At 51.8% G+C, this 24,351-nt stretch carries 21 protein-coding genes; 8 read left to right on the top strand and 13 right to left on the bottom strand.

The window, feature by feature from the left end:
* The 3 genes from ispE to F3H12_RS03930 all read right to left on the bottom strand — a co-directional run bounded on the left by ispE (position 1) and on the right by F3H12_RS03930 (position 3,251).
* Positions 1–867, bottom strand: a complete 867-nt coding sequence (gene ispE, locus F3H12_RS03940) for a 4-(cytidine 5'-diphospho)-2-C-methyl-D-erythritol kinase (RefSeq protein ID WP_149678062.1) — start codon at positions 865–867, stop codon at positions 1–3.
* 306 nt (positions 868–1,173) lie between these two features.
* Entirely contained in the window at positions 1,174–2,718 is a 1,545-nt protein-coding gene (locus F3H12_RS03935; RefSeq protein ID WP_149678061.1) for a DUF3794 and LysM peptidoglycan-binding domain-containing protein, read from the bottom strand.
* 269 nt (positions 2,719–2,987) lie between these two features.
* A complete protein-coding gene (locus F3H12_RS03930; protein WP_149678060.1) occupies positions 2,988–3,251 on the bottom strand; it encodes a Veg family protein in 264 nt (87 codons plus the stop codon).
* 385 nt (positions 3,252–3,636) lie between these two features.
* Here F3H12_RS03930 and F3H12_RS03925 point away from each other — a divergent pair, with 385 nt between their 5' ends.
* Positions 3,637–5,307 carry a formate--tetrahydrofolate ligase gene (locus tag F3H12_RS03925; RefSeq protein WP_149678059.1) on the top strand — a complete coding sequence of 557 codons (1,671 nt, stop codon included), beginning with the start codon at positions 3,637–3,639 and terminating at the stop codon, positions 5,305–5,307.
* Positions 5,308–5,571: 264 nt separating this feature from the next.
* Here the strand turns inward: F3H12_RS03925 and F3H12_RS03920 are convergent, their stop codons facing one another.
* The 5 genes from F3H12_RS03920 to F3H12_RS03900 all read right to left on the bottom strand — a co-directional run bounded on the left by F3H12_RS03920 (position 5,572) and on the right by F3H12_RS03900 (position 9,321).
* On the bottom strand, positions 5,572–6,582 hold the full coding sequence (locus F3H12_RS03920) for a CotS family spore coat protein (protein WP_243133184.1): 1,011 nt from the start codon (positions 6,580–6,582) through the stop codon (positions 5,572–5,574).
* 114 nt (positions 6,583–6,696) lie between these two features.
* The gene (locus F3H12_RS03915; protein WP_149678058.1) at positions 6,697–6,960 is read right to left on the bottom strand and encodes a pro-sigmaK processing inhibitor BofA family protein; all 264 of its coding nucleotides are present in this window, start codon (positions 6,958–6,960) and stop codon (positions 6,697–6,699) included.
* Between the two features lie 159 nt (positions 6,961–7,119).
* A complete protein-coding gene (locus tag F3H12_RS03910; RefSeq protein WP_149678057.1) occupies positions 7,120–7,413 on the bottom strand; it encodes a DUF2508 family protein in 294 nt (97 codons plus the stop codon).
* Between the two features lie 62 nt (positions 7,414–7,475).
* Positions 7,476–8,369 (bottom strand): peptide chain release factor N(5)-glutamine methyltransferase, encoded by an 894-nt coding sequence (prmC, locus tag F3H12_RS03905; protein WP_149678056.1) that lies wholly within the window; start codon positions 8,367–8,369, stop codon positions 7,476–7,478.
* On the bottom strand, positions 8,344–9,321 hold the full coding sequence (locus tag F3H12_RS03900) for a DUF1385 domain-containing protein (RefSeq protein WP_149678055.1): 978 nt from the start codon (positions 9,319–9,321) through the stop codon (positions 8,344–8,346). The genes prmC and F3H12_RS03900 overlap by 26 nt, the downstream gene beginning before the upstream one ends.
* A 410-nt stretch (positions 9,322–9,731) precedes the next feature.
* Between F3H12_RS03900 and F3H12_RS03895 the strand changes: the two genes are divergently transcribed.
* Complete coding sequence (locus F3H12_RS03895) at positions 9,732–12,047, top strand: S-layer homology domain-containing protein (protein WP_188118354.1); 2,316 nt, start codon at positions 9,732–9,734, stop codon at positions 12,045–12,047.
* A 45-nt stretch (positions 12,048–12,092) separates the two neighbouring features.
* On the opposite strand, the gene F3H12_RS03890 is transcribed toward F3H12_RS03895, so the two are convergent.
* Positions 12,093–12,482 (bottom strand): hypothetical protein, encoded by a 390-nt coding sequence (locus tag F3H12_RS03890; RefSeq protein WP_149678053.1) that lies wholly within the window; start codon positions 12,480–12,482, stop codon positions 12,093–12,095.
* Between the two features lie 168 nt (positions 12,483–12,650).
* Here F3H12_RS03890 and glgB point away from each other — a divergent pair, with 168 nt between their 5' ends.
* The 3 genes from glgB (at position 12,651) to F3H12_RS03875 (ending at position 16,268) form a co-directional block, all read left to right on the top strand.
* Positions 12,651–14,888: a 1,4-alpha-glucan branching protein GlgB gene (glgB, locus tag F3H12_RS03885; RefSeq protein WP_149678052.1), complete on the top strand. Its 2,238-nt coding sequence runs from the start codon at positions 12,651–12,653 to the stop codon at positions 14,886–14,888.
* 92 nt (positions 14,889–14,980) lie between these two features.
* Positions 14,981–15,253, top strand: a complete 273-nt coding sequence (locus tag F3H12_RS03880) for a hypothetical protein (protein ID WP_149678051.1) — start codon at positions 14,981–14,983, stop codon at positions 15,251–15,253.
* A gap of 121 nt (positions 15,254–15,374) precedes the next feature.
* Entirely contained in the window at positions 15,375–16,268 is an 894-nt protein-coding gene (locus F3H12_RS03875; RefSeq protein WP_149678050.1) for a DMT family transporter, read from the top strand.
* Positions 16,269–16,333: 65 nt separating this feature from the next.
* Here F3H12_RS03875 and F3H12_RS03870 read toward each other — a convergent pair whose 3' ends face one another.
* Complete coding sequence (locus F3H12_RS03870; RefSeq protein WP_243133183.1) at positions 16,334–17,731, bottom strand: sodium/glutamate symporter family protein; 1,398 nt, start codon at positions 17,729–17,731, stop codon at positions 16,334–16,336.
* A 2-nt stretch (positions 17,732–17,733) separates the two neighbouring features.
* Positions 17,734–18,954 carry a lysophospholipid acyltransferase family protein gene (locus F3H12_RS03865; RefSeq protein WP_149678048.1) on the bottom strand — a complete coding sequence of 407 codons (1,221 nt, stop codon included), beginning with the start codon at positions 18,952–18,954 and terminating at the stop codon, positions 17,734–17,736.
* Positions 18,955–19,221: 267 nt separating this feature from the next.
* Between F3H12_RS03865 and F3H12_RS03860 the strand changes: the two genes are divergently transcribed.
* Positions 19,222–19,584 carry a hypothetical protein gene (locus F3H12_RS03860; protein WP_149678047.1) on the top strand — a complete coding sequence of 121 codons (363 nt, stop codon included), beginning with the start codon at positions 19,222–19,224 and terminating at the stop codon, positions 19,582–19,584.
* A gap of 116 nt (positions 19,585–19,700) precedes the next feature.
* On the opposite strand, the gene F3H12_RS03855 is transcribed toward F3H12_RS03860, so the two are convergent.
* Positions 19,701–20,891: a coenzyme F420-0:L-glutamate ligase gene (locus F3H12_RS03855; RefSeq protein ID WP_149678046.1), complete on the bottom strand. Its 1,191-nt coding sequence runs from the start codon at positions 20,889–20,891 to the stop codon at positions 19,701–19,703.
* Between the two features lie 103 nt (positions 20,892–20,994).
* Here F3H12_RS03855 and F3H12_RS03850 point away from each other — a divergent pair, with 103 nt between their 5' ends.
* Together F3H12_RS03850 and F3H12_RS03845 are read left to right on the top strand one after the other, a co-directional pair.
* On the top strand, positions 20,995–21,885 hold the full coding sequence (locus F3H12_RS03850; protein WP_149678045.1) for a LysR family transcriptional regulator: 891 nt from the start codon (positions 20,995–20,997) through the stop codon (positions 21,883–21,885).
* Positions 21,886–22,018: 133 nt separating this feature from the next.
* Entirely contained in the window at positions 22,019–22,426 is a 408-nt protein-coding gene (locus tag F3H12_RS03845; RefSeq protein WP_243133182.1) for an HIT family protein, read from the top strand.
* A 713-nt stretch (positions 22,427–23,139) separates the two neighbouring features.
* Here the strand turns inward: F3H12_RS03845 and F3H12_RS03840 are convergent.
* Complete coding sequence (locus tag F3H12_RS03840; protein WP_149678043.1) at positions 23,140–24,078, bottom strand: ImmA/IrrE family metallo-endopeptidase; 939 nt, start codon at positions 24,076–24,078, stop codon at positions 23,140–23,142.
* Positions 24,079–24,351 lie beyond the last annotated feature (273 nt).

The raw sequence follows: 24,351 nt of genomic DNA, 5'->3' as shown, positions 1-24,351 counted from the left end.
CTACTCGACCTCTCTTCCAATGGTTTCAGTGTAAAAAACATCCTTGTATGTTTCACGGAACCGCATGAAGGCTTTTTCCGCCAGCGCGTCATCATCAAACAGTCCGAACACGGCAGAGCCGCTACCGCTCATTCGGCTTCCCAGGGCGCCAAGAGCCAGAAATGTTTCCATAATCCTGCCAATCTCGCTGTGAGCCTTCGCGGTCACGCTTTCAAGCACATTGCGCATTCCCCGGGCCAGTGCCCGAACATCCCGTCTTTCAATGGCTGCAATAAGTGCAGGTGTGTCAGGCCTTTCCCCCAGCGCATGGAGGTTAAGATTTTTGTACACCCAGGGCGTTGAAACCGGAAAAGGCGGCTTCACTACCACGACGCGGACCCCGGAAAAATCGGGAAGGTAGGTCAGCTCGTCGCCAATCCCCCTGGCCAGCGCTGTCCCGCCTTGCAGGCAGAAAGGAACGTCCGCCCCGATTCTGCGGGCAATGCGCGCCAGTTGCTCCTGGCCGAATGGCTTCCCGAAGAGTCTGTTCATGGCCTTGAGGACACCCGCCGCGTTGGTGCTGCCCCCGGCCAGTCCGGCGGCAACCGGGATTTTCTTCTCCAATACAATCCGGACTCCGCCTTTTCCACCGCACGCGGCCAGAAAGGCTTCCGCCGCTTTCCACGCTATATTCCTGGAATCGTTGGGCACATAGGGAAATTCACATTGAATGGACAGGCCGCTCCCGCGCTTCTCGACAGTAACCCTGTCGGCGAGGGAAATGGACTGCATGATCATTTCCAGGTTGTGATACCCGTCTTGCCGCTTTCCGGTAACATCCAGCGAAAGGTTGATTTTTGCGGGTGTTTCTACCGTAACCTCTTTCATATGCACCCCTCGATCCGCAGCGCCATTAACGCCTCGCTCCCAATGGCAGCCCGAGCCGGATACGGACGGAACCCTGCAGATGCAGTTTCTGACTGGATTCCTCAAATATGTTACCGTATATTATATACAAAAAACATAACGCGGGCAACAAAATTCTGTGTGGACAGAAATGGTTTATCCACTGATAGGCAGAAACTGAAAGCGATTCCGGGATTAACGGCCGAAAAAACAGAATGTGTCCGAACCCTTGGATCCGGACACATGGACCACGAAAAAATACATTGGGCTACCCATTCTGCCGGTCGTTCACACGGCCATGATGAACATCTTTCTGCCGACCTCCGGCGCCTCGTTCGGGTTCATATTGTTATCCCTGGCCAGGTTATCCAGGGGTATCCTGTAGCGCTTGGCGATGCTCCACAGGGTGTCTCCGGGCTGGGCGAAATACAGCATGACGGGAGCTTTCCTGGTGGGCGCCTCCTTCCTGACCTCCTCGATGGATTCGATACATTCACAGCTGTCGCGCTTGCAGAGCCTCAGCTTGAGAAGGACCTTCACGGTGACATCCACCGAATCGCTGCTGATGATCTCAAAGTTTGAATCCTCGATATAGCAATCCGATTCAACCACCTGCCAGTTGCCGCCGTCAGGAAGCGGAAGTGTTCGGTTGAAGGGGATTTCCACGTTCTGGCTGCGGATGTCTTTGGATTTTCTGTCGGCCAGATAGACCACATCTACGCCCACATTGCCCTGGACATTGATGCGTCCATCGGCTACATTAGCCAGCACGCTCTTCTTTCCCGCCGTGACCATATAGACCTCATCCAGGCTGCCGGTGCCCGATTCAAGGCGGATATGGGCATTGGCATCGTAATTGTCCATAATCTCCCGTTCGTCGGTCACAATGTCCAGGGGTACCTTGTTAAGATTGAGAACCGCATCAAGGGAGTAGGCGTCGTCCACCACCGACTGCTCCTCATGCCGGATGGCCTGGGCGTTGACCTCCACCTCCAGCGAGACGGACACCTGGGTAAAGATGCCGTCCGAGTCCTCTTCGGGCGCGACTTCCCAGTTCTTAAGGGCTGTGGATGCCAGAACGATGTTCTCATCCCCCGGATCAAGCCCTGTGTTTACCTTCACCGGGAATTCCAGCACCACCGACTCCACGGTATCTTCGGCCATATCGCTCCTGTACAGCAGGTTCAGGATGCCCTTGCATTCCACGCAGGCTTCGTTTTCCTTATAGCTCACCTCGGGATTCCCCAGGTTCACCCTGGCATACAGTATCTCGCCGATGGCCGGACTGCCATGGGGGAGGGCAAGCGTCTGGCTGACCCTGGTGACCGTATCCGTATTGTCCTTGAGGGATACCACGTTGACGGGCATGCTTTTTACAAAAACGTTATCCCCTTCGATCTCCCTGCTCAGCTCGCTGTTGGTGATCTCAAAGAACCTGCAGACCAGGGATGCCACAGACCGGGCGACAATTTTGCGCCCGTTGACCGCATTGGCTTCGGTGTGCTGGCATCTGCAGCCGGCCACAACACCGGTTTCTGCCTCGGTCTTGGGCTTCTGGCAGGATACCGACCAGGGGAACTTGACAACGATGGATTCCAGGCGGTTATCCGGTGTGTCGGCCACATAGAGTATCCGATACTTGATCTCACCGCTTACTTCCAGCATCCTGCCCGACTTCTCCACCCCGCCTACGAAGCATTCGGCATCAGCCAAAAGAAGCGTTTTCACGTCCGGCTTGCTGTCCGGAACGATGATGCTGTTTTCAAACAGCTCTTCGGCCTCCCTTATTTCGACAGTCCTGTATGTGCGTACTGGTTTTTTTATCAATTCCATCTGCCTTCACAGACCTCCTCTTATACCCATGCCCTTCTTCCTAAGGATATGCCGCCGCCGGAAGATGTATGACAGGCATCCGGCAAATGCGCGTCAATTATTTTCTCAAGGCGGAAAGTTTCTGGCAGGGAAAAAACGGAATTCTTTTATGCGGCCGGCTTTTTTGCCACCGGAAGGCGATATGCGGGAGATCTGCAAAATGGCAACAAAAAAGCTGTTTCACATGCGAAACAGCTCATTTGGTATGTACCGATGAAAATGATACCAGACTATAAAGCTACGTTGTCGTAGGATGATGGCAAAAGCTTGATTTCAACAGTATGGGTAAGTATGTCGGTATAACTGTAGGAAGCCTTGCGAACTGAATGGTAGTCATTTTCGAATTTCACGGTGAAGATACTGGGATATGCGTTTTCGATGATGCCTTCTCTTACGAATGTTTTCTTTCGTCCTTTGTTGGCCTTAAGCTGGATCCGCTTTCCGACGCATCCCTCCAGCTCTTTTCTGATCCGAGATATACTGTTTTTATCCATACCCATCACCTCATATTTGCTTCCAGAATTATATCACAATTTGTCATGAGGTGTCAATGAAACAGATATTATACATACTGATCCGAAAGCCTGTCAAGATACAGTTTTTGAAATAAACTCGCTTTTTGCGCTTATTTCGCCTTCCTGCACTTCATTTCTACCTCATGCCGATTGTGGGAAATACGCATTTTGACACATTTTTTTAGTTATAGTTCCCCGCAAGCAATGGAATTATGCGCCTGGCAACCTGACTTGCAGGCAGGAAATATTTACAGACCTGTCTTCCTGATTGAGGAAATTCGTGTTGTATATCGGCTCCGGCAGGGGTAAAATGGTGGATGGACTGTTCAGTGTCTGTCTCAAGGATGTACAAACAGGAGGATTTATGCTGACAGATATAGAAATCGCACAAAACGCAAAAATGCTGCCCATAGAGGAAATCGCCGGGAAACTGGGCATAGGCCGTGAATGGTTGCAGCTTTACGGTGATTACAAGGCCAAGATCAGGGACGGATTGCTGGAACATCTCAAAGACAGGCCTGACGGAAAGCTGGTGCTGGTAACGGCCATCAACCCCACCCCTGCCGGCGAGGGAAAAACAACCGTTACAGTCGGCCTGGGCCAGGCCATGGGCAGGCTGGGCAAGAAGGCGGTCATCGCCCTCCGTGAACCTTCCCTTGGGCCCGTGATGGGGGTCAAGGGAGGCGCCGCGGGCGGAGGATACGCCCAGGTGGTACCCATGGAAGACATCAACCTGCATTTTACCGGCGATCTCCATGCCGTTACGGCTGCCAACAACCTGCTTGCGGCGGCCATTGATAACCATATTCACCATGGTAATGCCCTTGGCATCGATTGCAGGCGGATTCTCTGGAAACGTGCCATGGACATGAACGACCGGGCCCTGAGGCATATCACAGTGGGACTTGGCGGCAAGGCCAACGGATTCCCGAGGGAAGACGGCTTCATCATCAGCGTGGCATCCGAGGTCATGGCCATCCTGTGCCTGGCTGAGAATCTGACCGATCTGAAAAGGCGGCTCGGGCGCATCATTATCGGCTATAACATGGCAGGAGAGCCCGTTACGGCCGGTGACCTGAAGGTGGACGGCGCCATGGCAGTGCTTCTGAAGGATGCCATCAAGCCCAATTTGGTCCAGACCCTTGAGAATACGCCCTGCCTCATGCATGGTGGTCCCTTTGCCAATATCGCCCACGGCTGCAACAGCCTCATCGCCACCAGGACCGCTCTCAAGCTGGGCGATTATGCCATCACCGAGGCAGGCTTCGGCGCCGATCTGGGCGCGGAGAAGTTCTTCGATATCAAGTGCCGTTACGGCGGCCTGAAACCATCCGCCGCCGTGCTCGTGGCCAGCGTCAAGGCACTGAAATACAATGGCGGCGTCAAAAAAGACCAGCTGGCATGTGAAAACCTGGCCGCCCTTGAGGCAGGTATCCCCAACCTCAAGCGGCATGTGGACAATATCAGAAAATTTGGCGTTCCGGTGATCGTCGCCATCAATCGCTTCCCCACCGATACCCCGCAGGAGATTGAACTGATCCGCGAAAAATGCCGGAGCTGGGGCGTGGAGTCGGCTGTGGCCGATGTGTTTGCAAGAGGCGGAGAAGGCGGGCTTGAACTTGCCCGGAAGCTGTGCGATCTCATCGACCGGGAAGAGTCGGACTTTAAGCCCGTGTATGATGTGAATCTGCCTGTGAAGGACAAGATTGAACGGATCTGCACGGAGATTTACGGTGCAGGGGGTGTGGCATACAGCAGCCGTGCCCTGAAGGATATCAAGACCATTGAGGAGATGGGGATGGGCAAGCTTCCCATCTGCATGGCAAAGACCCAATTCTCCTTATCCGACAACCCCGCCCTGCTTGGAGCGCCGAGCGGCTTCACCATTACGGTGAATGAGGTGCGGCTCTCCGCCGGCGCCGGTTTCATTGTAGCCCTGACGGGGGATATCATGACCATGCCGGGTCTTCCCAAGGATCCCGCCGCAAATCATATGGATATCGATAACGAGGGAAGGATAACCGGATTGTTCTAGAAGTCGTTCGTGACAATGGAGGTTGGAAGCTGGATATTGGGAAACGGCCTTACGGCCGTTCTTTTTTATGTTGACTGCTAAACTGTCATTGCGAGTACCGCGCAGACGGTGCGCGGCAATCTCCTAACCCGGAAGCGGCTGCGCAAGCCACAGAGATTGCTTCGTCGCTTTGCTCCTCGCAATGACAGGTAGGGCGGACCTTTCTCGCAATGACGTACACAATGGGCTATTCCCGCGCTGTCACCCATATTTGACCGAATGGGGCTAAAACAGCGAATCATACTGCTTCATGAAGCGCACATGGTGGTCGTACTCGGCGATCACCTCTTCCAGCATGCCTGAGAAATTCCTCTGGGCCCAGCTCCTCCTGCTGTTATAATAACGGTTGGCCACGCGCCAGAATTTCTGCGGGAACAGGAGCATGGCCTTCATGACCACGATCTCGTCCCTGCTTAAGGGCTCCAGTTCACAGTAGGCCTCCAACAGCATGGAAGCCTTGGACGGATCCCAGTTGCACTTGCGCATTTTCCGCCGGATCAGATTGACCAGGTCGTAAATCCGTATTTCCTGGCCGCAGGACTCGAATCCGGTGATGGTGGTGGTTTGCCCCTTGATGATGATGTTCTGGTAGGAATAGTCATGGTGGCAGATGCCGCCCTCTTCGGCCGTCTTCCGGATAAGGCGCTCGTATTCCGGCCCCCTGAGCAGTTCCAGGCTTTCCTCGGCCAGGTCGATGAATCTGTCTACGCAATCCAGGTAGAGATAATCAAAGGCGCCCCTCTCCCGCTCAGCCTTGCGCCTCATCCGAAGAATCTCCTCATAACGCTTGGTCAGGCTTTCCCGTATCTTGCCCAAATCATTGGGGGTATAATCGTAGCTGTCGCTTTTATGGCGAAAGCCCTTGCCGGCTTTATGCATGGCCGATAAGGCATAGGCTGCCCGGACTGAGTCACCGTCATCCCCAAACTCGCACTCATGGCCGTCTATAAAAGGGGTGAGAAGATACAGTTGTCCATCAAGAACAGCATATGGGCGCCCGTCCACCGTCAGGCAATATGTATCCAGGTTGGTAAACCCGTGGCTGTAAAGGTATTGCTTCGCATCGTGCACATAAAGAATGCGGTTCTCGGAGCACTGGCATGGTCTCAGGTATTTCCGTCCCGTATCGGTTTCCAGGATGTATCCCGCCCGGCAGGATTTGATGGCGGAAATGCTGAGGCCATATGCGCTTTCGATTAGCTCTTTGGATTCCAGCATCTTGTCATCACGTCCCAATCTTATTTGCAACCCCGAGCTGCTTCCAGGTCTGCAAAACATTATATGTGCTGTACAAACAATATATGAATTAGCCCTCTTTCTGGCGAAAGATGCAGATAAATCCTGCGCCGGCTATAGCAGATACTTGAGAATGACCATCAGGATAATTCCAGGAAGGCCCAGAATCCCTGCAACCAGGGCTGAAATAATATTGAGCGGGATAAAAAAGCCAAAGGGCTGCCCCAGGAGGTTGATCAGCAAAATGACAAGACCTCCCAGAAGACAGTTGATGAGAAGTCTGAATACAACCTTCATGGGCAGGATAAGCGCCTTACCCAAGGCCAGAACGATGAGGACGCCCGCAACCCAGGCAAGCACTATCAGTCCTCTTTCCACACCAAACACCCTTCCAAAAAACAGAAACGGTTATCCCGCGGAATGGATGTCCCATCGTTCAGGAATAGCCGTTTTCTTTGGTTTGTTTGAGACTTATGCCAAAAGTTGAACCCTGGTGTCAGCCGTCATTAATTTATATACAGGATGGCCCGGAAAAATTCATTGAGCTTGAAGGGCCTGCAGCGCTTTCGCTTTTCTGAGCAGGTATTCGTACCGGATTTGGGATGCCTTGATACGATAGGTGTAATAGTCCACCATTTCCTTGCAGTCGGCATCTTCAAAATTGAGAAGGGCATTCTGCCATTCCAGCCAGGCTTCGCGGATGGTCTCGTAAAGCTCGGCCAGGGCAGGATCCTCATAGGTCCTTCCAAACAGGCCTGTGCGCTTTTTGACAGCCTGGCTCAGGGAACCCAGCACCTCGGCTCCTGAACCTGACAGGATGTGTTCAGCCATACTCTATCTCTCCATTTCTTCGTTCTTTTTCCTGTTATAGAGTATGGGCAAAATTTTACACCTTATACACGGCACCGAGCGGCAACCACGCGCCCGATTCCGGCCAGATCCTTCAAGACCAGGATCTCCATCCCCCGCTCCTTGAAGATGTCCGCCACGCTCTGCGACTGGTTAAAGCCGCATTCCACGAGGATGACCCCGTTCTCTGCAAGCAGCCCGGAGGACAGGTGGGCCAGTCTCCTGTAGAAGCTAAGGCCCCCGTCATCCGCAAACAGGGCCAGCTCCGGCTCAAATTTTTCCACCGAAGCCATAAGGCCTGTTCTGTCTTCCCGGGAAATGTAGGGCGGATTGGACACGATCAGGTCGTAGGGCTGCTCCGCAAAACCGGCATCTTTGAGGAAATCGGCGCGTATGAAGTGTATCAACGAAGAAACACCATTGAGCTCCGCATTCTGCCTGGCGGTTTCCAGAGCTTTTTCCGAAATATCCAGGGCATCCACCCGAACATCCCGGGCATAGCGGGCTATGGTCACCGCAAGGCAGCCCGAACCCGTCCCCACATCCAGAACCCGCCTTACGCCCTGTTTTGGCACGCGAAACAGGGCGTGACTGACAAAAGGTGTCTGGCATCCCAGGGAAAAGAGCGCCGCTTCGGCCAGAAGCTCGGTGTCGCTCCTGGGAATCAGGACGCTTGGATTGACCTTGAAGGTAAGCGACATGAATTCGCATTCACCGGTGATGTACTGGAACGGCTCACCCAGGCTACGCCTTTCCACCAGTTCCATGATTCGCCGGACTTCTACCGGATCCACTTGCATCTCAGGATGGGCATAGATATAGGCCCTGGGCCTTTTCAAAGCCCATGACAAAAGAAGACCCGCTTCCAGGGCAGGGTCTTCTATCTGCGCCTTTTTAAGCCTTTGGACTGCTTCATTGAGCAGCCTTGAGACTGTCATTCTCTGTGCCCTCCCCTTCCTCGGCTTCCAGCACGGCCTTGAGGGAAGCAATGGCCACCTCCAGCATGCTGTCGTCGGGTTCCTGGGTGGTGATTTTCTGCAGGAGCAGGCCGGGAACGCTGATAAGCTTCACCAGCTTGCTGTTTGACCTGGCAGCCAGCTTGAACAGTTCATAGGACACTCCGGCGATAACGGGCAGAAGGGCAAGCCGGATGACCATGTTGATCAGCTTGCTGTGCCAGCCCGTCAGCGCGAATATCAGGATACTGATGAGCACCACCACAAAAATAAAGGTGGTACCGCACCTGGGATGGAGCCGGGTGTGCTTTCTCACATTCTCCACCGTCAGCTCCTCCATGTTCTCATAGGCATAAATGGTTTTATGCTCGGCGCCGTGGTACTGGAACACGCGACGCATATCCCTGCTTTTGGAAACCAGCCACACATAGAGCAGAAATATCCCGATCCGGATACCGCCCTCTATAATATTGGCCAGGAAAGCGCCTGAAGCCGTTTCCTTGTCAAAGGGGATGAGATCGGCAACGAGATTGGGCAGGAGCATAAAAAGGCCAATGCCCATCACCAGCGCAAAGAGGACGGAGGTAAACTTGATGATGGTCATGGACTTATCGCCGAACTTCTTTTCAATCCACTTGTCAAACTTGCTCTCTGCTTCCTCGAACTCGATATACTCGGCTGATTCCATCAGGGCGCCAATGCCCACAACCATGGATTCGATCATGCTGATTGCTCCCCGGATGATAGGAAGGCCAAGGATCCTATGCCGTTTGGTGATGGGGACATAGGGCTTAATGGTGGTTACCAGCTCGCCATTGCCCTTCCTGACGGTGGACGCCATGGTGCTTTTGCCGCGCATCATGACCCCTTCCATCAGGGCTTCTCCGCCGATATTGCTGACCCTTTTGGGCCTGAGCCAAATTTCTTTATCCATAGCAAACCTTCATTTCTTTTCAAATACAGGCAAACCCTCAAACAGGGCGGCCTGGCCGCCTGCGCCGGCTGGAAAATCTGTGATCGGTTTTCCGCCGTAAGGCTAAAGGATTCACATTGATTATACCGCAGCGGGGGGCAACAAACAAGGAAAACCGCCATGGGGAATACCGGAAAGCAGGCACAAATCAGGCCGGTGACGGTTTCGGGAAAAACACGGGCAAGGTTGCCGTGATTTTTCTGAATCCATGTATAAATTGTGCAAATCCTGCCCATACTTGAAAATGACCTCACAATACATTTTGACCCCCTTTACTTGCCGGCTTAACCGCCGGCTCTTTTTTTGCCGATATATCCATTGGGTAAATGCCCTTTTGTCCGCATAACACAATAGACCGGGAGTGCATAGTCTTGAAAAGGTTCGGATTGGTTTTCCTTTTGATAATGATGATCATGGTGCCGGCTTTACAGGCCATATCCTTTGCAGCCAACAGCCTTCCTGCACCGGAAGGCTTTTCCGTCAAATTGGAATCAACCTATGTCCTGATCAATGTGGAAGCGCCTAAAAACGGTCAGTACATCCAGATTGAACGAAGCAGGGATTCGGAAAGATTCCAGGTCATCGCCACCCTGGATCCCGGAAAAAGCAGCTACAAGGACATTAACCTTCAGAATGGCCATATCTATAAATACCGCGCCCGCCGGTATGATCTGAAGGATAATACCAGCCCGTACACCCATGAAGTTGAGGTGGTCTACCTTCATCCGAGCGAACTCATCATCTCCGGGTCATACAGCACCCAGATCAACCTGGAATGGAGCTATCCCGATCTGAAGGTTCCGGACAGTTTCCAGTACGAAACAGTCATAGAGCGGAAAGACGGCGATGCCGGCGGCTGGAAGGAGATCTACTCTGCGCCCTTCTATCAGCAGGAGTACAGGGATCACGATCTGGCTCCCGATACCGTCTATCATTACAGGATACGCACCAGGTATCCCGACGGCACATATTCCCGTTACATACCCTCGCCCAGCGGCATCAGCAGGCGAACAACCATCCCCTCTGAAACGTCCCTCACCGGCTTTGCCATCAGTGGAACAAGGATCCGGCTGGAATGGGATCGGGAACCAATTGAAGATTATACGGTGGATGTCCAGAGACTGAACAGCTTCGGCGAATTCGAAACCATATTCTCTTCGGTTTCCGCCGACTACTACATCGATTCCGGTGACGACGATGACACCGGCCTCGAACCGGGAGAGGAATATACCTACCGCCTTTTAATCCGCAAGAAATCCTCCGGGTCATCTCTGGCCTACTCCGGGGTGATAACCGTCAAGACTGAAACCATACCGTCTCCGTCACAGCTTGTGGCTTTGCCCGCCGCCCATGGAAGGATTTCCCTTATATGGGAGTATCCTTTCGATGTGGAGTCGGGTTTTGAGATATGGCGAAAGGAAGACGGAAAGACCTGGGAGCTGATCGCTACGGTCCCCAGGAATACCACCGACTGGACCGATTACTCAGCCCATGCCAACAAGATCTATCGCTACCGCGTCCGTGCCGTTCGCGGAGAGAGCGTTTATTCCCGCTTTGCAGTCACCGACCCGGTGAATAACGCCGAACCGCTCCTGCCCGGCGAGCTACTTTTCCTCCCCCTGGATAGCTATATGCTGATAGGCAGCGATGATCCGGCTCCCGAAGGTGTTACTTATACGCTTGAAATACGAGACGGTATCAACGAACCCTGGATGGATTATACCTTCGGCCAGAAAGGAAGCACTCTGCTGGTTTATTTCTTACCGACTCCCGGGAAAGAGTATGACTTCAGGGTTCGCTCCGAAAACAAGGGCAATATCGTTTACGGTCCGGTATACCATCTTCCCGGGTACGCTCCGGATGCTCCGACAGGACTGCGGGTCGTTTCCATGGGCCACAGCCAGGTGTTGCTCTCCTGGAATGACAACAGCAAGACCGAGGACGGCTTTCGGATTTACAGGGTTCATGAGCAAAAGCGGACGCTGATCGGTACAACCGGCAAGGATGCCACAAGCTTTACCGATACCACAGCCATTTCCGGGGCGACGGTCAGCTATGAGGTATGCGCCTATAATCTCAGGGGTGAATCCGCCAAACAGTCCATTCAGGTTTCCATACCGCAGAAAGTGGCCTTCAAAGATCTGGACGCATTCCCCTGGTGCATGGATGCCGTCAACGCCCTGGCTGCATCAGGCGTCATTGCCCGGAACCCTGACGGGCTGTTCCATCCCGGAGTCAACATCACCCGGGCAGAGTTCATCACCCTGCTTCTCAAAGCCTATGGCATTGTGCCGGAGTCCGAATTCCTGTTTTCGTTTAAGGATGCGGCGCCGAACCATTGGTATTATCCCTATATGATGACAGCCGTGAAAATGGGTATTGTCGTTCCTGACCAGAACGGTTATGTGAGACCGCTCAGCACGGTCACAAAAGCCGAGATGGCAGTCTTCCTGAACAGGTTCCTGACGGCCAGGGGACAGACCCTGTATACCATCAACGTCGGCTATCTCGACAAGTTCACGGATGGCCATCTGGTACCGGAAGACCTGAAGCTGATCATCTCATCCCTTGCCGGATACGGCATCATGCCCGCACAAGACGGTTACACGCTGAACCTGAGCCAGCCGGCCACACGGGCTGAAGCTGCGGTCATCCTGTACCGGTTCTCCATGCGATACCACCGATAATCAAACCCGGACAGGGCTTTTGAACCAGGCCCGGTCCGGGTTTTTTTATGCGTTCCAGCTGGTGAGGACAACGGCGAGAATGATGATGATCAACAGGGACAGACCTGCGGAAACGTGATGGGATATGTACCGGATATCATATTTGCGCTTCATGCGCTTGGTGTTGAGATAAATGGAAACAATGCTTATCAGGAACTGAACCAGGGAAATAATCAGGGCTGTCAGTAAGGATTGCGCATCCCAGTAGGTCCGTACCGAAACATTGAAAAAGCGCTCAAATAACCCTTGCTGAACCGGTCTGGCATTCAGGATGAAAATGACGTTGAACAGGAAAGTAAACCAGACCATGATACTCGAAAATTGCAGCCACCGGACGATGGGATCCGGCCTGGTCCTTCTGTTCTTGTAGTACCTGATCGGCTCATTGCTGTACATAGTCTTTTAATCATCTCCTTTACCCGGCTGGTAATGGGACGATTTTCCATTCTCCGTATATAGCTTATCATATTTTGTTTGAATGCAATAGATGTTGTTTAAATGGGGAAAATACAATAATATGGATCGGTAAGATCCAACTTGTCCTTTATGGAGGTACATTGCCCTATGCGTTCGGAAACCGCCAGTCTCATAGAATTAACCATTCAAGGCCTGAACAAAAATCCCCATGCGGTCCTCGGCATGCATTCCCTGGACGGCGCGGTCGTCGTTCGGGTTTTCAACCCCCATTCCCAAAAGGTTACGGTCAGGGATGTACATAGCGGCCGTTGTTATCCCATGGAAAAAACAGATGAGAGGGGCTTTTTTGAAGCGGTCATCGAAGCTCCCGATTTATTTGCCTACCAGCTGGTGCACACCACAACCGACGGTGCCTCCTACACCGTATATGATCCTTACGCCTTTCTTCCCACGGTGTCAGACTACGACACGTACCTCTTCAACCAGGGAAATCACCATCGCATCTATGAAAAGCTGGGATGCCACCTGCGCGAGGTAAACGGTGTGAAGGGGGCTTCCTTTGCTGTATGGGCCCCTTCAGCCCAGAGGGTCAGCGTGGTGGGCAGCTTCAACCAGTGGGACGGAAGGATTCATCAGATGCGCATGCTGGGAAGCTCGGGTGTTTGGGAACTGTTCATCCCCGGGCTCGCGCCGGGCGACCTCTATAAGTACGAGATAAAAACCCCATCGGGGGAACTCTATATCAAGGCCGATCCCTTCGCCTTTTATGCGGAAAAACCTCCCCAGACCGCATCCAGGGTTTATGACATGGACGATTACCAGTGGCACGACGAGGAGTGGCTGGCAAAGCGCGCAAAAGAGCCCGTTTACGACAAGCCGGTGAACATCTACGAGGTACACCTGGGTTCCTGGCAGCAGGAGCCTGATCCGGATCCCGATTCGGAAACCGGCTTCAGACCGCTGTCCTACCGGCAGCTGGCCGAGCGACTGATACCCTATGCCAAGAAGATGGGTTATACCCACCTGGAACTGCTTCCCGTCATGGAGCATCCCTACGACGGTTCCTGGGGCTACCAGGTGACGGGCTATTACGCGGTAACATCCCGCTACGGCACGCCGGCGGATTTCAAGTATTTCGTTGACAAATGCCACGAAAACGGCCTGGGCGTCATCCTGGACTGGGTGCCGGCCCATTTTCCCAAGGACGGGCACGGCCTGGCCCGGTTCGACGGGACGGCCCTTTACGAGCACGAGGACAAGCGCAAGGGCGAGCACCTGGAATGGGGCACCCATGTCTTCAACTATGGTCGCCACGAGGTCAGGAATTTCCTTGTGGCCAACGCCCTGTTCTGGTTTGACAAATACCATGTGGACGGGCTGAGGGTGGACGCCGTGGCCTCCATGCTCTACCTGGATTACTGCCGCAAGCCGGGGGAATGGATCCCCAATGAATACGGCGGACGAGAGAACCTGGAGGCGGTGGAATTCCTCAGGCAGCTGAACACCACCGTTTACCGGTATTACCCCAACGTCATGATGATCGCCGAGGAATCCACGGCCTGGCCCAAGGTCACCGCTCCCGTTCATGAAGGCGGGCTGGGCTTTTCCCACAAGTGGAACATGGGCTGGATGAACGATTTCCTGCGGTATGTGAGCATGGATTCGGTCTACCGCAAATACCACCAGAACCTGATCACCTTCTCCCTCATGTACGCCTGGTCCGAGAACTTCATCCTGGTCCTGTCCCATGACGAGGTGGTCCACGGCAAGAAGTCCCTGCTGGACAAGATGCCGGGCGACTACTGGCAGAAATTCGCGGGCCTTCGCGGAGCCCTCGGCTATTTCATGGGCCATCCCGGCAAGAAGCTGCTCTTCATGGGCGGCGAATTCGGCCAGTTCATCGAATGGAAATACAAAGAGAGCCTGGACTGGCACCTTTTGGGCTATCCCATGCACGAAAAGCTTCACGACTATGTGGCCGACCTCAACCATTTCTACCTGAACGAGCCGGCGCTTTATCAGATCGACAGCCATTACGACGGGTTTGAATGGATCGACTGCTCCGACACCGAACACAGCATCGTCTCATTCATCAGGAAGGGCAAGGACTGGCGGGATATGCTGGTGTTTGTCTGCAATTTCACGCCGGCCGCTCATGATAACTACCGTATAGGCGCTCCCCTCGACACGGTTTACACCGAGGTGTTCAACTCGGACCTGGAGCAATACGGCGGGAGCCATGTGGTCAATGACCGCCCCATGAAGGCCGAGCCCGTTCCCTGGCATGGGAAATCCTGGTCCATCGTCTTAAAAATACCACCCCTCGCAACCATTGTTCTGAGGCCTGATACCAGCAAGTTCAGAAATCCATCCGTGGAGCAATGAAGTCATGAAGAACTGCCATCCATCATAATATTTGAACTGTGCCGTGCCTTATAAAGCCGGCATCAGAAACTTATCGGGGTGAGATGGCGGACATGAAGATCAATCACGTCTCCATAAAGGGGTATGAAGAAACCCATGGAGGAATGAAGCTCTGCCTGCGTGCGGAGCTGGACAGCGAGCCGCCCCGGTTCTGGAGCAGGTTGTTCAGGAGGACCTGGCTTTCCCGTGAACCGGGCGGATCATCAGCCCAGATCAGATTCTCCGGCAACGATATCCTGTTCTATCTTCCCAACGCTGAGGACCTGACCGTAACACTTGATGCCCTGAAAAGCACCCTGATGGAGGTGGAAAGACAGCTTCGCTGACGGGTTTCTATTGAAAAATTACATAAATTGAATCGTTCCCCCATGCCGCAAATGTGCTATACTTGTCTGGAAAAACGCTGGATAAAAACCCGGAACCATGATCCCGGGTTGAGGAGCTGTTATGAAAAGAAGAGTCCTGGGTCTGCTTTTCCTGTTTCTGGCTGTGTTCGTATGGGGGATTTCCTTTGTATCCACCAAGGTGATTCTTGCGGAAGAGATTCCTCCCGTCTCCATAGCCTTTTTCAGACAATTTGTGGCCCTTGTGCCGCTGCTTTTGTGCATGGGGATACGAAAAGAGGGTTTCAGGCTGGAGAAGGGCGATTTGAAGCTGTTTGCGCTTGCCTCTTTCTTCGGGATCGTCCTCTATTTCGTGTTTGAAAACACCGGCCTGACCATGACCACCGCATCCAACGCTTCCATGTTGGTTGCGGCCATTCCGGTCTTTACCCTGATCATCGAAAGCATCATTACCCGGAAGCCCATCAGCAAGGCGGCCCTCGGATGCATCCTGGCCTCCCTGGCAGGCGTCTACTGCATCATCTCCGAGAACGGAACCATTGACCTTTCAGGGAGCACTTTCCTGGGTAACCTCCTGATCCTGGGCGCCATGGCGTCATGGATCATTTACACCTTCCTCAGCAACGGGCTGGGCGAACGTTATAGCAGCCTGAAGCTGACCACGGTACAAACCCTTTTGAGCATCCCGCTCTTTGTGCCGTTCACGGTGCCCGAGGTGTCGGCCTGGAAGGTACCTTCTGTGACGGCGCTGCTCCACCTGGTTTTTCTGGGTGTGTTTTGCTCGGCTCTGGCCTATGTCTTTTTTCTTTACAGCATCCAGGCACTGGGACCCGTGCTGCCCTCGGCTGCTTTGAATCTCATCCCGGTGATAACCATCATCACCGGACGGATCGTCCTGTCGGAAGATCTGACATGGCTTCAGGCCGTGGGAGCAGCCCTCATCGTGGGAGGCCTGACCCTGTTGAGCCTGATGAAGCTGAAGGAACGGACACAATAGAGTTGTCAGCAAATTGGCCTCCCATCGGGGAGACCGTTCCATGGTATTTGCGTTAAGCCCGAAAGTCATGAGACACCGTCCTGTGTGCCCTTTTTATCCCTTGTGCCCATCAGCATGGCAAACACCAGCACGGCAAAATAAATCACGAAAGCCACGAGGGTCACAAGATAAAGGATGGGCTGTTTGTTGGCATAGCCCATGATGGGAATGTTGAGAAGGAACATCAGCGGCGCGCCGAAGGCCAGGCCGGTTCCGCTCCCATACACAAGGTTCCTGGCGGCCTGGGTCTTAAAATGCGGATCAACCTCGCGCAGCAGGGCAATGCCGGTGGATATGGTACCGGTGAGCATGCCGTACATGGCCAGCGCATTCTCCAGGGTATCGGTCTTGTAGATGCGCTGAGCCAGTTTCATGATGAACAGGATGGTCACAAGCCCTCCCGCAGTGGTGATGATCAGGATGGGCAACAGGTGATCTTTGAGCATATAGATGGAAACTGCCGCTATGGCAGCCGTGATCATAAAGTCGAAAGAAACGCCTGAAACACGTTCCAGAAGGTAATTGCAGGTGTAGCTGTGCTTCATCCATTTACGCTGGTGGCAGAAATCCAGGATTCTTCTGGCCAGCATGCCGTATACGGCACCTATGATGAAGCTGAAGCCCCAAAGCAGCTGTGCCAGGGTTCTCCCGAAATCACCCGTGCCGGTCAGCACAGATTCCAGGCCTTTCAGGGTCAGATAGGTCACCAGGTACACGGCGCCGATAAGGATCATCTGGAGGGAGAGGCCGTCGATGGACTCCTTCAGGGGAAGTTCCACCGGTTTTTCCTCATCATAGATATTGGGCCTGTCCAGGGGCTCTCCATAGATTTCATCATAGGTCTTCAGCCGCTTTTTCTTTTTCAGCCAGGCGATGAGGGCCACACCGCCCGCGCAGGCCCAGATATAGCCGATGGCTGCAACTGTCAGGCCCAGGTTCCCGCCATGGGCAAAACCCAGCGCCTCCCATTGGTGTCCCATGGAATAGGCCTGTCCGGGCCCCTGACCGAATCCCAAAGGAAGAAGCAGCCCCGAAAGCGGGAAGGTCTTGGGGAACACGGTATAGAAAAACAGGAGCGACAGGGCAAAGCCCAAAAGTCCCTGCACCACATAGGTGCTGACGATAAACATGCCCGAATGCACATATTCCTTGTTCTTGACCTTCTGCGAGGCCTTGAGGGACAGGGCGATGAACCCGATATTCATCAGGTGGTATACCAGGTTTTCTAGCCGTACGCCGCTGAAAACCATGATTCCCAGGACGTCCTTGCCAAGCACCAACCCCAGGAATCCCGCAATGACGGGTACGGGAATGGGATTTTTCCTGAAAAAAGCCACCTTACGCTTCATCAGCGTTGCAGCCAGCAAAAGGATGGACAGCATCGACACATCCAAGATATAGTCCCAGATTTGTCCTGTATTCAAAATCATTCCTCCTTTGGGTGGCCTTTTCCGGGCACCAGTCTTTTAATCACTTCGTAAGCCTCGGTATACTTGTTGGCGGATGTATGGTGATCCTTAAAGGCAACCCTGTGGAAATGCCCTTCATGGTAAAAATCGAACCAGTCCGTCAGATGGGTGCTGACCCCGTTCATGCGGGACAGATCAAAACTTGATTTTTGATTATCCTGCCCGATGAATTCCAGGTGGTCCACATAAAGGCGAAGAGTTCCCTTTTTCTCTTTTCTGATGGCCTCAAACCGACCACCTCTGAGGAGAGCGGCATCCTGGTCCTCGAAAATGGGCTCCCGGGGATTTGTCATCCTGTCCCGGACCATGTCCTCCAGCTTTTTCAGCTGCCACTGGTTCCATTCCAGAACAGATTTGAACAGTGGCTGACCGCCGTCCTTTTCAAAATACCCATAGGGGTTGTAGCGCACGGTATCGCCGCAGGCCAGGCAGGTCAGGGTGTCGTCCTTTGAAAAAAGCCTGCCGATTGCCATGCATTTGGGGCAGAGGAACAGAACCCGTTCCAGGGCTTCGGCCAGGCGCGGCCCCACAAAGGGGATCATATGCTCCTCCTGCCAGCGGTACTCGTCGGTCTTAAGCGCCGCGCACATCCTTTCGTAGATCTCATCCACCGAAAGGGTTTTCAGTTGCTCGGCCGTGAACAGGATGCCGTACCTTACCTGGATCTTGCCTTTCCTGGACTTTATGGCCCAGCGGGGATGGGTCAGGTAGGCACCGTTCACCCTGAAAAAGACAACCGGCACGCCCATACTCTTCAGTACCTTGGCCGTAGGATACAGGATTTCGACGGTCCTGCCATCCCAACAGCGCATCCCTTCAGGGAAAACGCCCACCACATCTCCCCTGTTCCTGACCTGGAAAAGGCCCTTGACCGTGGTGGCATCGCTCATGGCCTTGGTTTTGGGGATGCAGCCCGCAAGCCCCAGCAAAAAGCGCATAAACCGGCTCCTGAACTGTTCAACCGACGTTACGAAATGGATCGGTTCGCTGATCTTGTAGGAGATGATGAACGGGTCCCAGTTGTTGGTGTGGTTGGCGATGACCACAAAGGGTGGCTTAAGGCCCTGCATGTTTTCCTCAATGTACTCAATGCGGTAACGCCTGACCAGGTATGGACCCAGGGTTTTTTTCAGGATTTTGTTCAATAGGCGGCTAGCCCGTTTTACCTTGTATGGCATAGTGATCTCCTGTTTTCAACCCATAAATGTATAACACGATTATTATTTATTTAACCAAATATTAATTCCCGTATCAATCCAAAATCAGGTTTCCACACCAACCGAATGAAATTTTTTAAGACAAATGGCCTGTTTTTTTCAGATAACATCTCCACCTGTGCGGATCCCTGCCAGACAAACACACTTTCAGGGCCGGATTGACATGATTTACTTGCTTTTCATGATGTAGTAGAATGATGGCAGAACGAGCCAATGAGGTGCATGGCCATGTATAACCGTGAAAGGTCCACTGCCGTCAGGACCGGCGGCGGCCTGATGCTGCTTTTGCTGCTCATCTTCATGGGAATTCCCCTGGTCAACGGTGTGATGCTCGCTTTTTCGGATGTATATTCCCTGGAAGCAAACTTCACCTGGAACGGAGAAAGCTCGGTATTCGCCAATTTCTCCGCGCTCTTCGGGAACAGGGACTTTAGAGTGGCCCTTGTAAACACACTGAAGTTGAACCTTATCAGCATGGTTCTCGTTGTTGTCGTATCAATCCTCCTGATGGTTCCCGTTACCCTGTTCCTGATTTTCCGGCGTCATCTTGCAAACAGCGTGCTTCTGGCTTATGCCCGGGTGAAGGGCTAAAAGCAGGCTTCTTCCTGTGCAGCACGAAAGTCTCTGCAAAAAGCCGGTTTTCACCGACAGAATAAAATAAGCCCCGACCGGTATGTCATCGGCCGGGGCATTGCTTTTCAACGCGCTTATTTGGTGTAGTTGTCGAAGTAGCCCTGGATATAAATGACGGGCGTTCCCTTGTCGCCGCTTCCCGAGGTGAGATCGCACAGGGAGCCGATGAGATCGGTCAGCCTTCTCGGAGTGGTGCCCTGAGCGGCCATGGCGCCTACCAGGTTGGCCTGCTTGTTTTTGATATACGCTTCGATGGCCTTTTTCTGCTCCTCACCCTTCAGCCCGGCAAATTCATTGTCTGCCAGGTACTTGAGCTTGACCTCGTTGGGGGTTCCCTCCAGCCCCTTGGTATAGCCGGGGGATACGACCGGATCGGCCAGTTCCCAGATCTTGCCCACCGGATCCTTGAAGGCTCCGTCCCCGTAAACCATGACCTCGACGGTTTTGCCGGTCCTTTCCCTGAGGATGGCCTGAATTCTCTCAACAAACGCCTGGCAGTCGCGCGGGAACAGCTTGACGCTCTCTTCGGTGGCCTTGTTGGAGCCCAGAAGCCCGTATTGCTCATTGTAGCCGCTGCCGTCAACAGGCTCCGACAGGATGTCTTCCAGCCCATATACCCGTTCCGCACCGGCGGCTTTCAGGATCCTTTTGGTCCGCTTGCGGGTATGGATATCGCAAGCCAGGACGTTTTTGGTATATTTCAGAATCGCCGTGGGATTGTTGGCAAACAGTACCTCGCACTGGGCACCGCATTCGGTAACAATGGACTTATAGTATTCGATGTAGTCCATCCCGGTAAAGGGGTGTTTGTAATACCCGAAGAGCTCGCGGAATTCCTTCTCGGTGAGCACGTCGCTCCACGGATTCACGCCTTTTTCATCGAGGAGATCCTCGTCCACCAGGTGGTTACCCACCTCGTCGGCCGGATAGGAGAGCATGAGCACAACCTTATCCACACCTTTGGCGATGCCGCGAAGGCAAACCGCAAAGCGGTTCCTGCTCAGAATAGGAAAGATCACGCCAAGAGTGCCTCTTCCGAATTTCTTACCGATATCTTTCGCGATGGCATCGATAGAGGCATAATTGCCCTGGGCCCGCGCCACAACCGACTCGGTGATGCCGATGATATCGCGGTCCTGGATGGCAAACCCTTCCGCTTCCGATGCCCCGATAACCGTATCGACGACGATTTGAGCCAGATCGTCTCCCCGGTTGATGATGGGCGTCCTCAGGCCGCGCACAACTGTTCCAACTAGTCTCTCCATATCTCTTCTCCTCCGGACCAATTAATTGGGCATTTGTATTATATAGTTTCTCATGTTATAAGTAAAATAGATAGCATTAATAGGAATCATAAGGTGTGTTTATATGATTGGAAAGCTTGATTTATACAGAGTTTTCGCCGAGGTAGCCCGGTGCAGGAGTTTTTCAGGTGCCGCAAAGGCACTGTTCATGACCCAGCCGGCTGTAAGCCTGGCCATCATGAACCTTGAAAAGGAGCTGGGTACCCGGCTTTTCATCCGGACGCCCAGGGGTGTGTCCCTGACCAATGAAGGAAAACTGCTCTATGAATACATCAGTTCTGCCATGAACCTGGTACGGATGGGCGAGGCCAAGGTTGCCGAGTCCTGCGGCCTGGAGTCGGGCGAGCTCAAGATCGGTGTGGGCGATACGGTGTCCAAATACTTTCTGCTTCCCCACCTGGAGGAGTTCCACAGAAACTACCCCAATATCAAGCTGCGGGTCATCAACCGGACAACCCCCGAACTTTGCGCCATGGTAAAGGCAGGGGAAGTGGATCTGGCCATCTGCAACCTCCCTATCCGGGATCCGTCCCTTTCGGTCCGCGTTTGCGGCACCATCCATGATATTTTTGTCTGCGGGGAAAAATACCGGGAGGCCTGTTGCAGGATCCGCCGTTTTGAGCAGCTCGTGGAGCTTCCCCTTATTCTACTGGAGACCAAATCCAACTCCAGACAATACGTGGAGCGGTTCATGCTGTCCAGGGGAATCAAGCTCCGGCCCGAAATCGAGCTGGGTTCCCATGATCTTTTGCTGGAATTTGCCCGTTTTAATTTCGGCATTGCCTGCGTCATCGAAGAGTTCTCACAGGATTATCTGCAAAAGGGCCTTTTGTGGAAGGTCGAGCTTGAGGAGGCCATCCCGGAGCGCGCCATCGGCTTTTGCACCTTGAAGAGCGTTCCCCTCTCCCCTTCCTCGGCCAGGTTCGTGGAAATCGTGGAGAGCAGGCTGGGTTAAACCTGTCCTGTTTTAAAGATAAAGGTAAAGAAACGCGTGGGGCAGGAGTATGTTGCACCGTTATTCAGCCTTGTTCCTTCCATGCGGAAACGGGTATATTTTTATGAAAAGAGAGGCTAGTCGGGGAGGAACCATGGTGAGCTGCATATTCTGCCAAATAGCAAACGGAGAAGCCGATGCAAATATCATTTACAGGGATGAGCTGGTGACCTGTTTTTTGGACTATGACCCCATCCATGAGGGCCATGTCCTGATCGTCCCCAACAGGCACTACCTGGATGCCGACGAAATCCCCGATGAAACCCTGGCAGCCATCATGCTGCTGGCAAAGAGAATCGTCAGGATATTGAAAGAACGCTATTCCCCCGAGGGTTACAGCATCATGCAAAACGGCGGGCTGTTCAACGACGTGGGACATTACCACCTGCATGTCTTTCCCAGATACAAGGGCGACGGGTTCGGCTGGACCTTCGGGGAAGGAAAGCATAAGGCTTCGCCGGAGGTTGCAAAAACGCTGCTTTGCTGCAACCTGACTAGTTAATAAGGCGTAAGCATATCAGAGGAGCAGGAGTCCAATCAGGCCCATAAGATAGCATTTCCAAGCCATTTTAAAACCCCTAACTAACTACCGATACTAACTAAAAACTCAAGAAATGTAGTGGGTATTAGTCCCTTTTTAATGGCCGGTGCACAATACACTTTGTAAAGTGATTTTAGTCTTCTATTTAACTCTTTCCCACAGTTTTTGTTAAATAAATAACCTATAGCCAACATATATTCAAAGCCCACCGGCTTAATATTATGAAGTTCCGGTATCTCATGCATCACCTGAACAGCTATCCCATCTCGTGTTGAAAAATAAGGCAATTTATGGAAGGCAGCAAAAGAAAGTGAAAAGATTTCTCCTCGATTCTTTCTGTCACTCCGGTGGTAATTAAAAAAGCTCATGTGTTGCAATTTTATTGAATATCGTAGTATAAAGCGGATCTTTTCCGTATAAATTGTCTTCACTAACAATTTCTACGTTTTTCTCTATATATATGCTAATCAGGTTTTTGCGTTCTTCATCTAGTTCCTCAAATACATATTCATGAATTTTAATGTTAGATAAATATTCAAGCATGGGAACGAGATACGATAATTTCATGTTCTCAAAGCAGTAATTGGTGTCATCATTCTGCTAACCACTCCAGCCATGAGTATACACGCATCTAAAACAATAGGGTTTGACTTAATATTATTAAGCAAATTCATCTATTGTTCCATCTCTCTTATTTTTTTCAACAAGTTTTCACGAATATCATCATTTATATCTTCATCATCTTCTATATCCGTTTCAATGTCAAGAGTTTCCATTATATCCTCTATGTTTAATTTTAAGGCTTCAGCATCCTCAATAACTTGTTCTAATGAAACAAATCCAGAGTTATATGCTTTTGGTATTAACTTGTACGTGACTTCTTCTATATATGGGTTTTCATTGCTAAGCAATTCCTCCAATTCTCTGGAATACTGTGTTTTTATTTCACGCATCAAATTTTTAACAAACTCATAATTAGAAATTAAACTGGCTTCATCCTTAATGTATCCTTCTTCACAAAGTCTGAATAATATAGCTTTAACAGGCATACAGTAGCGGATAGTAAGCGCATAGCAAATAGCGGCAATATGTGCGATATCCTGTTCCAAGCTATCCAAATTCATAATGGAAAGATATCGGGTTATTACTTTTTTCAGAGCTTGCTCAGGTAATAAAAACTCTGCGGCAAATCTGCTTGCTTTCTGTTCACTCTTATCTCCCAAGCTAGACATTGAGCAAACCTTTGGATTCTGCTTTACTGTTTCTAAATCCTCAATATAATGATAATACTCGTGAGCAGTAGCAAAAATTTGATTAAATAAAGGTTGGTTTGAGTTCAATATAATATAGGCATTGTTTTTATTAGGATCAGGAAGAAAAAGTACTGCATCTAAATCCTTATTATCGAATGGTTCCTTCTCAAAAAAGATGTTTGGTTCTTTCTCTCGAATATAGCGAAAGATATCTCTGCCAATAGGCCCGATACCGTACTCCGCTCGCTTCTCCTCAGCAAGACTTTTTATTCTTAAAATATCATTTTTGTCTAACGAATCACTTTTAAAATCAAAACGCTTTTGAGAGTAGTTCTCTATCAATTCGGTATCGATAATCATTAGCCTTCACACCTTTTGCTGATTGCATAATACTTTTCCCTGATCCGAATTCTATTAATGACATCCATAAGCTTGCTTTTATCGGTTTCCCTTAATTTACCCATCAATAGCATGATTGGACTGGATTCACTTTTAACAAAAAAAGTGTCTATACTGTAATGTGCCTTATCGCAAAATTGATTAAGTCTATATAATGGTGTAAAAAGGAGTTGAGCCAAAGCTCATACCTCGGTAAAATATAGTTGCTAAACAAATACCAAACCGAGGAGGATG

This window comes from Thermoclostridium caenicola, from assembly GCF_900142095.1.
Lineage (GTDB): Bacteria > Bacillota > Clostridia > DSM-8532 > DSM-8532 > Thermoclostridium_A > Thermoclostridium_A caenicola.
Note: the sequence above shows the minus strand (reverse complement) of the source record. Positions and strands in the feature narration are given on the sequence as shown.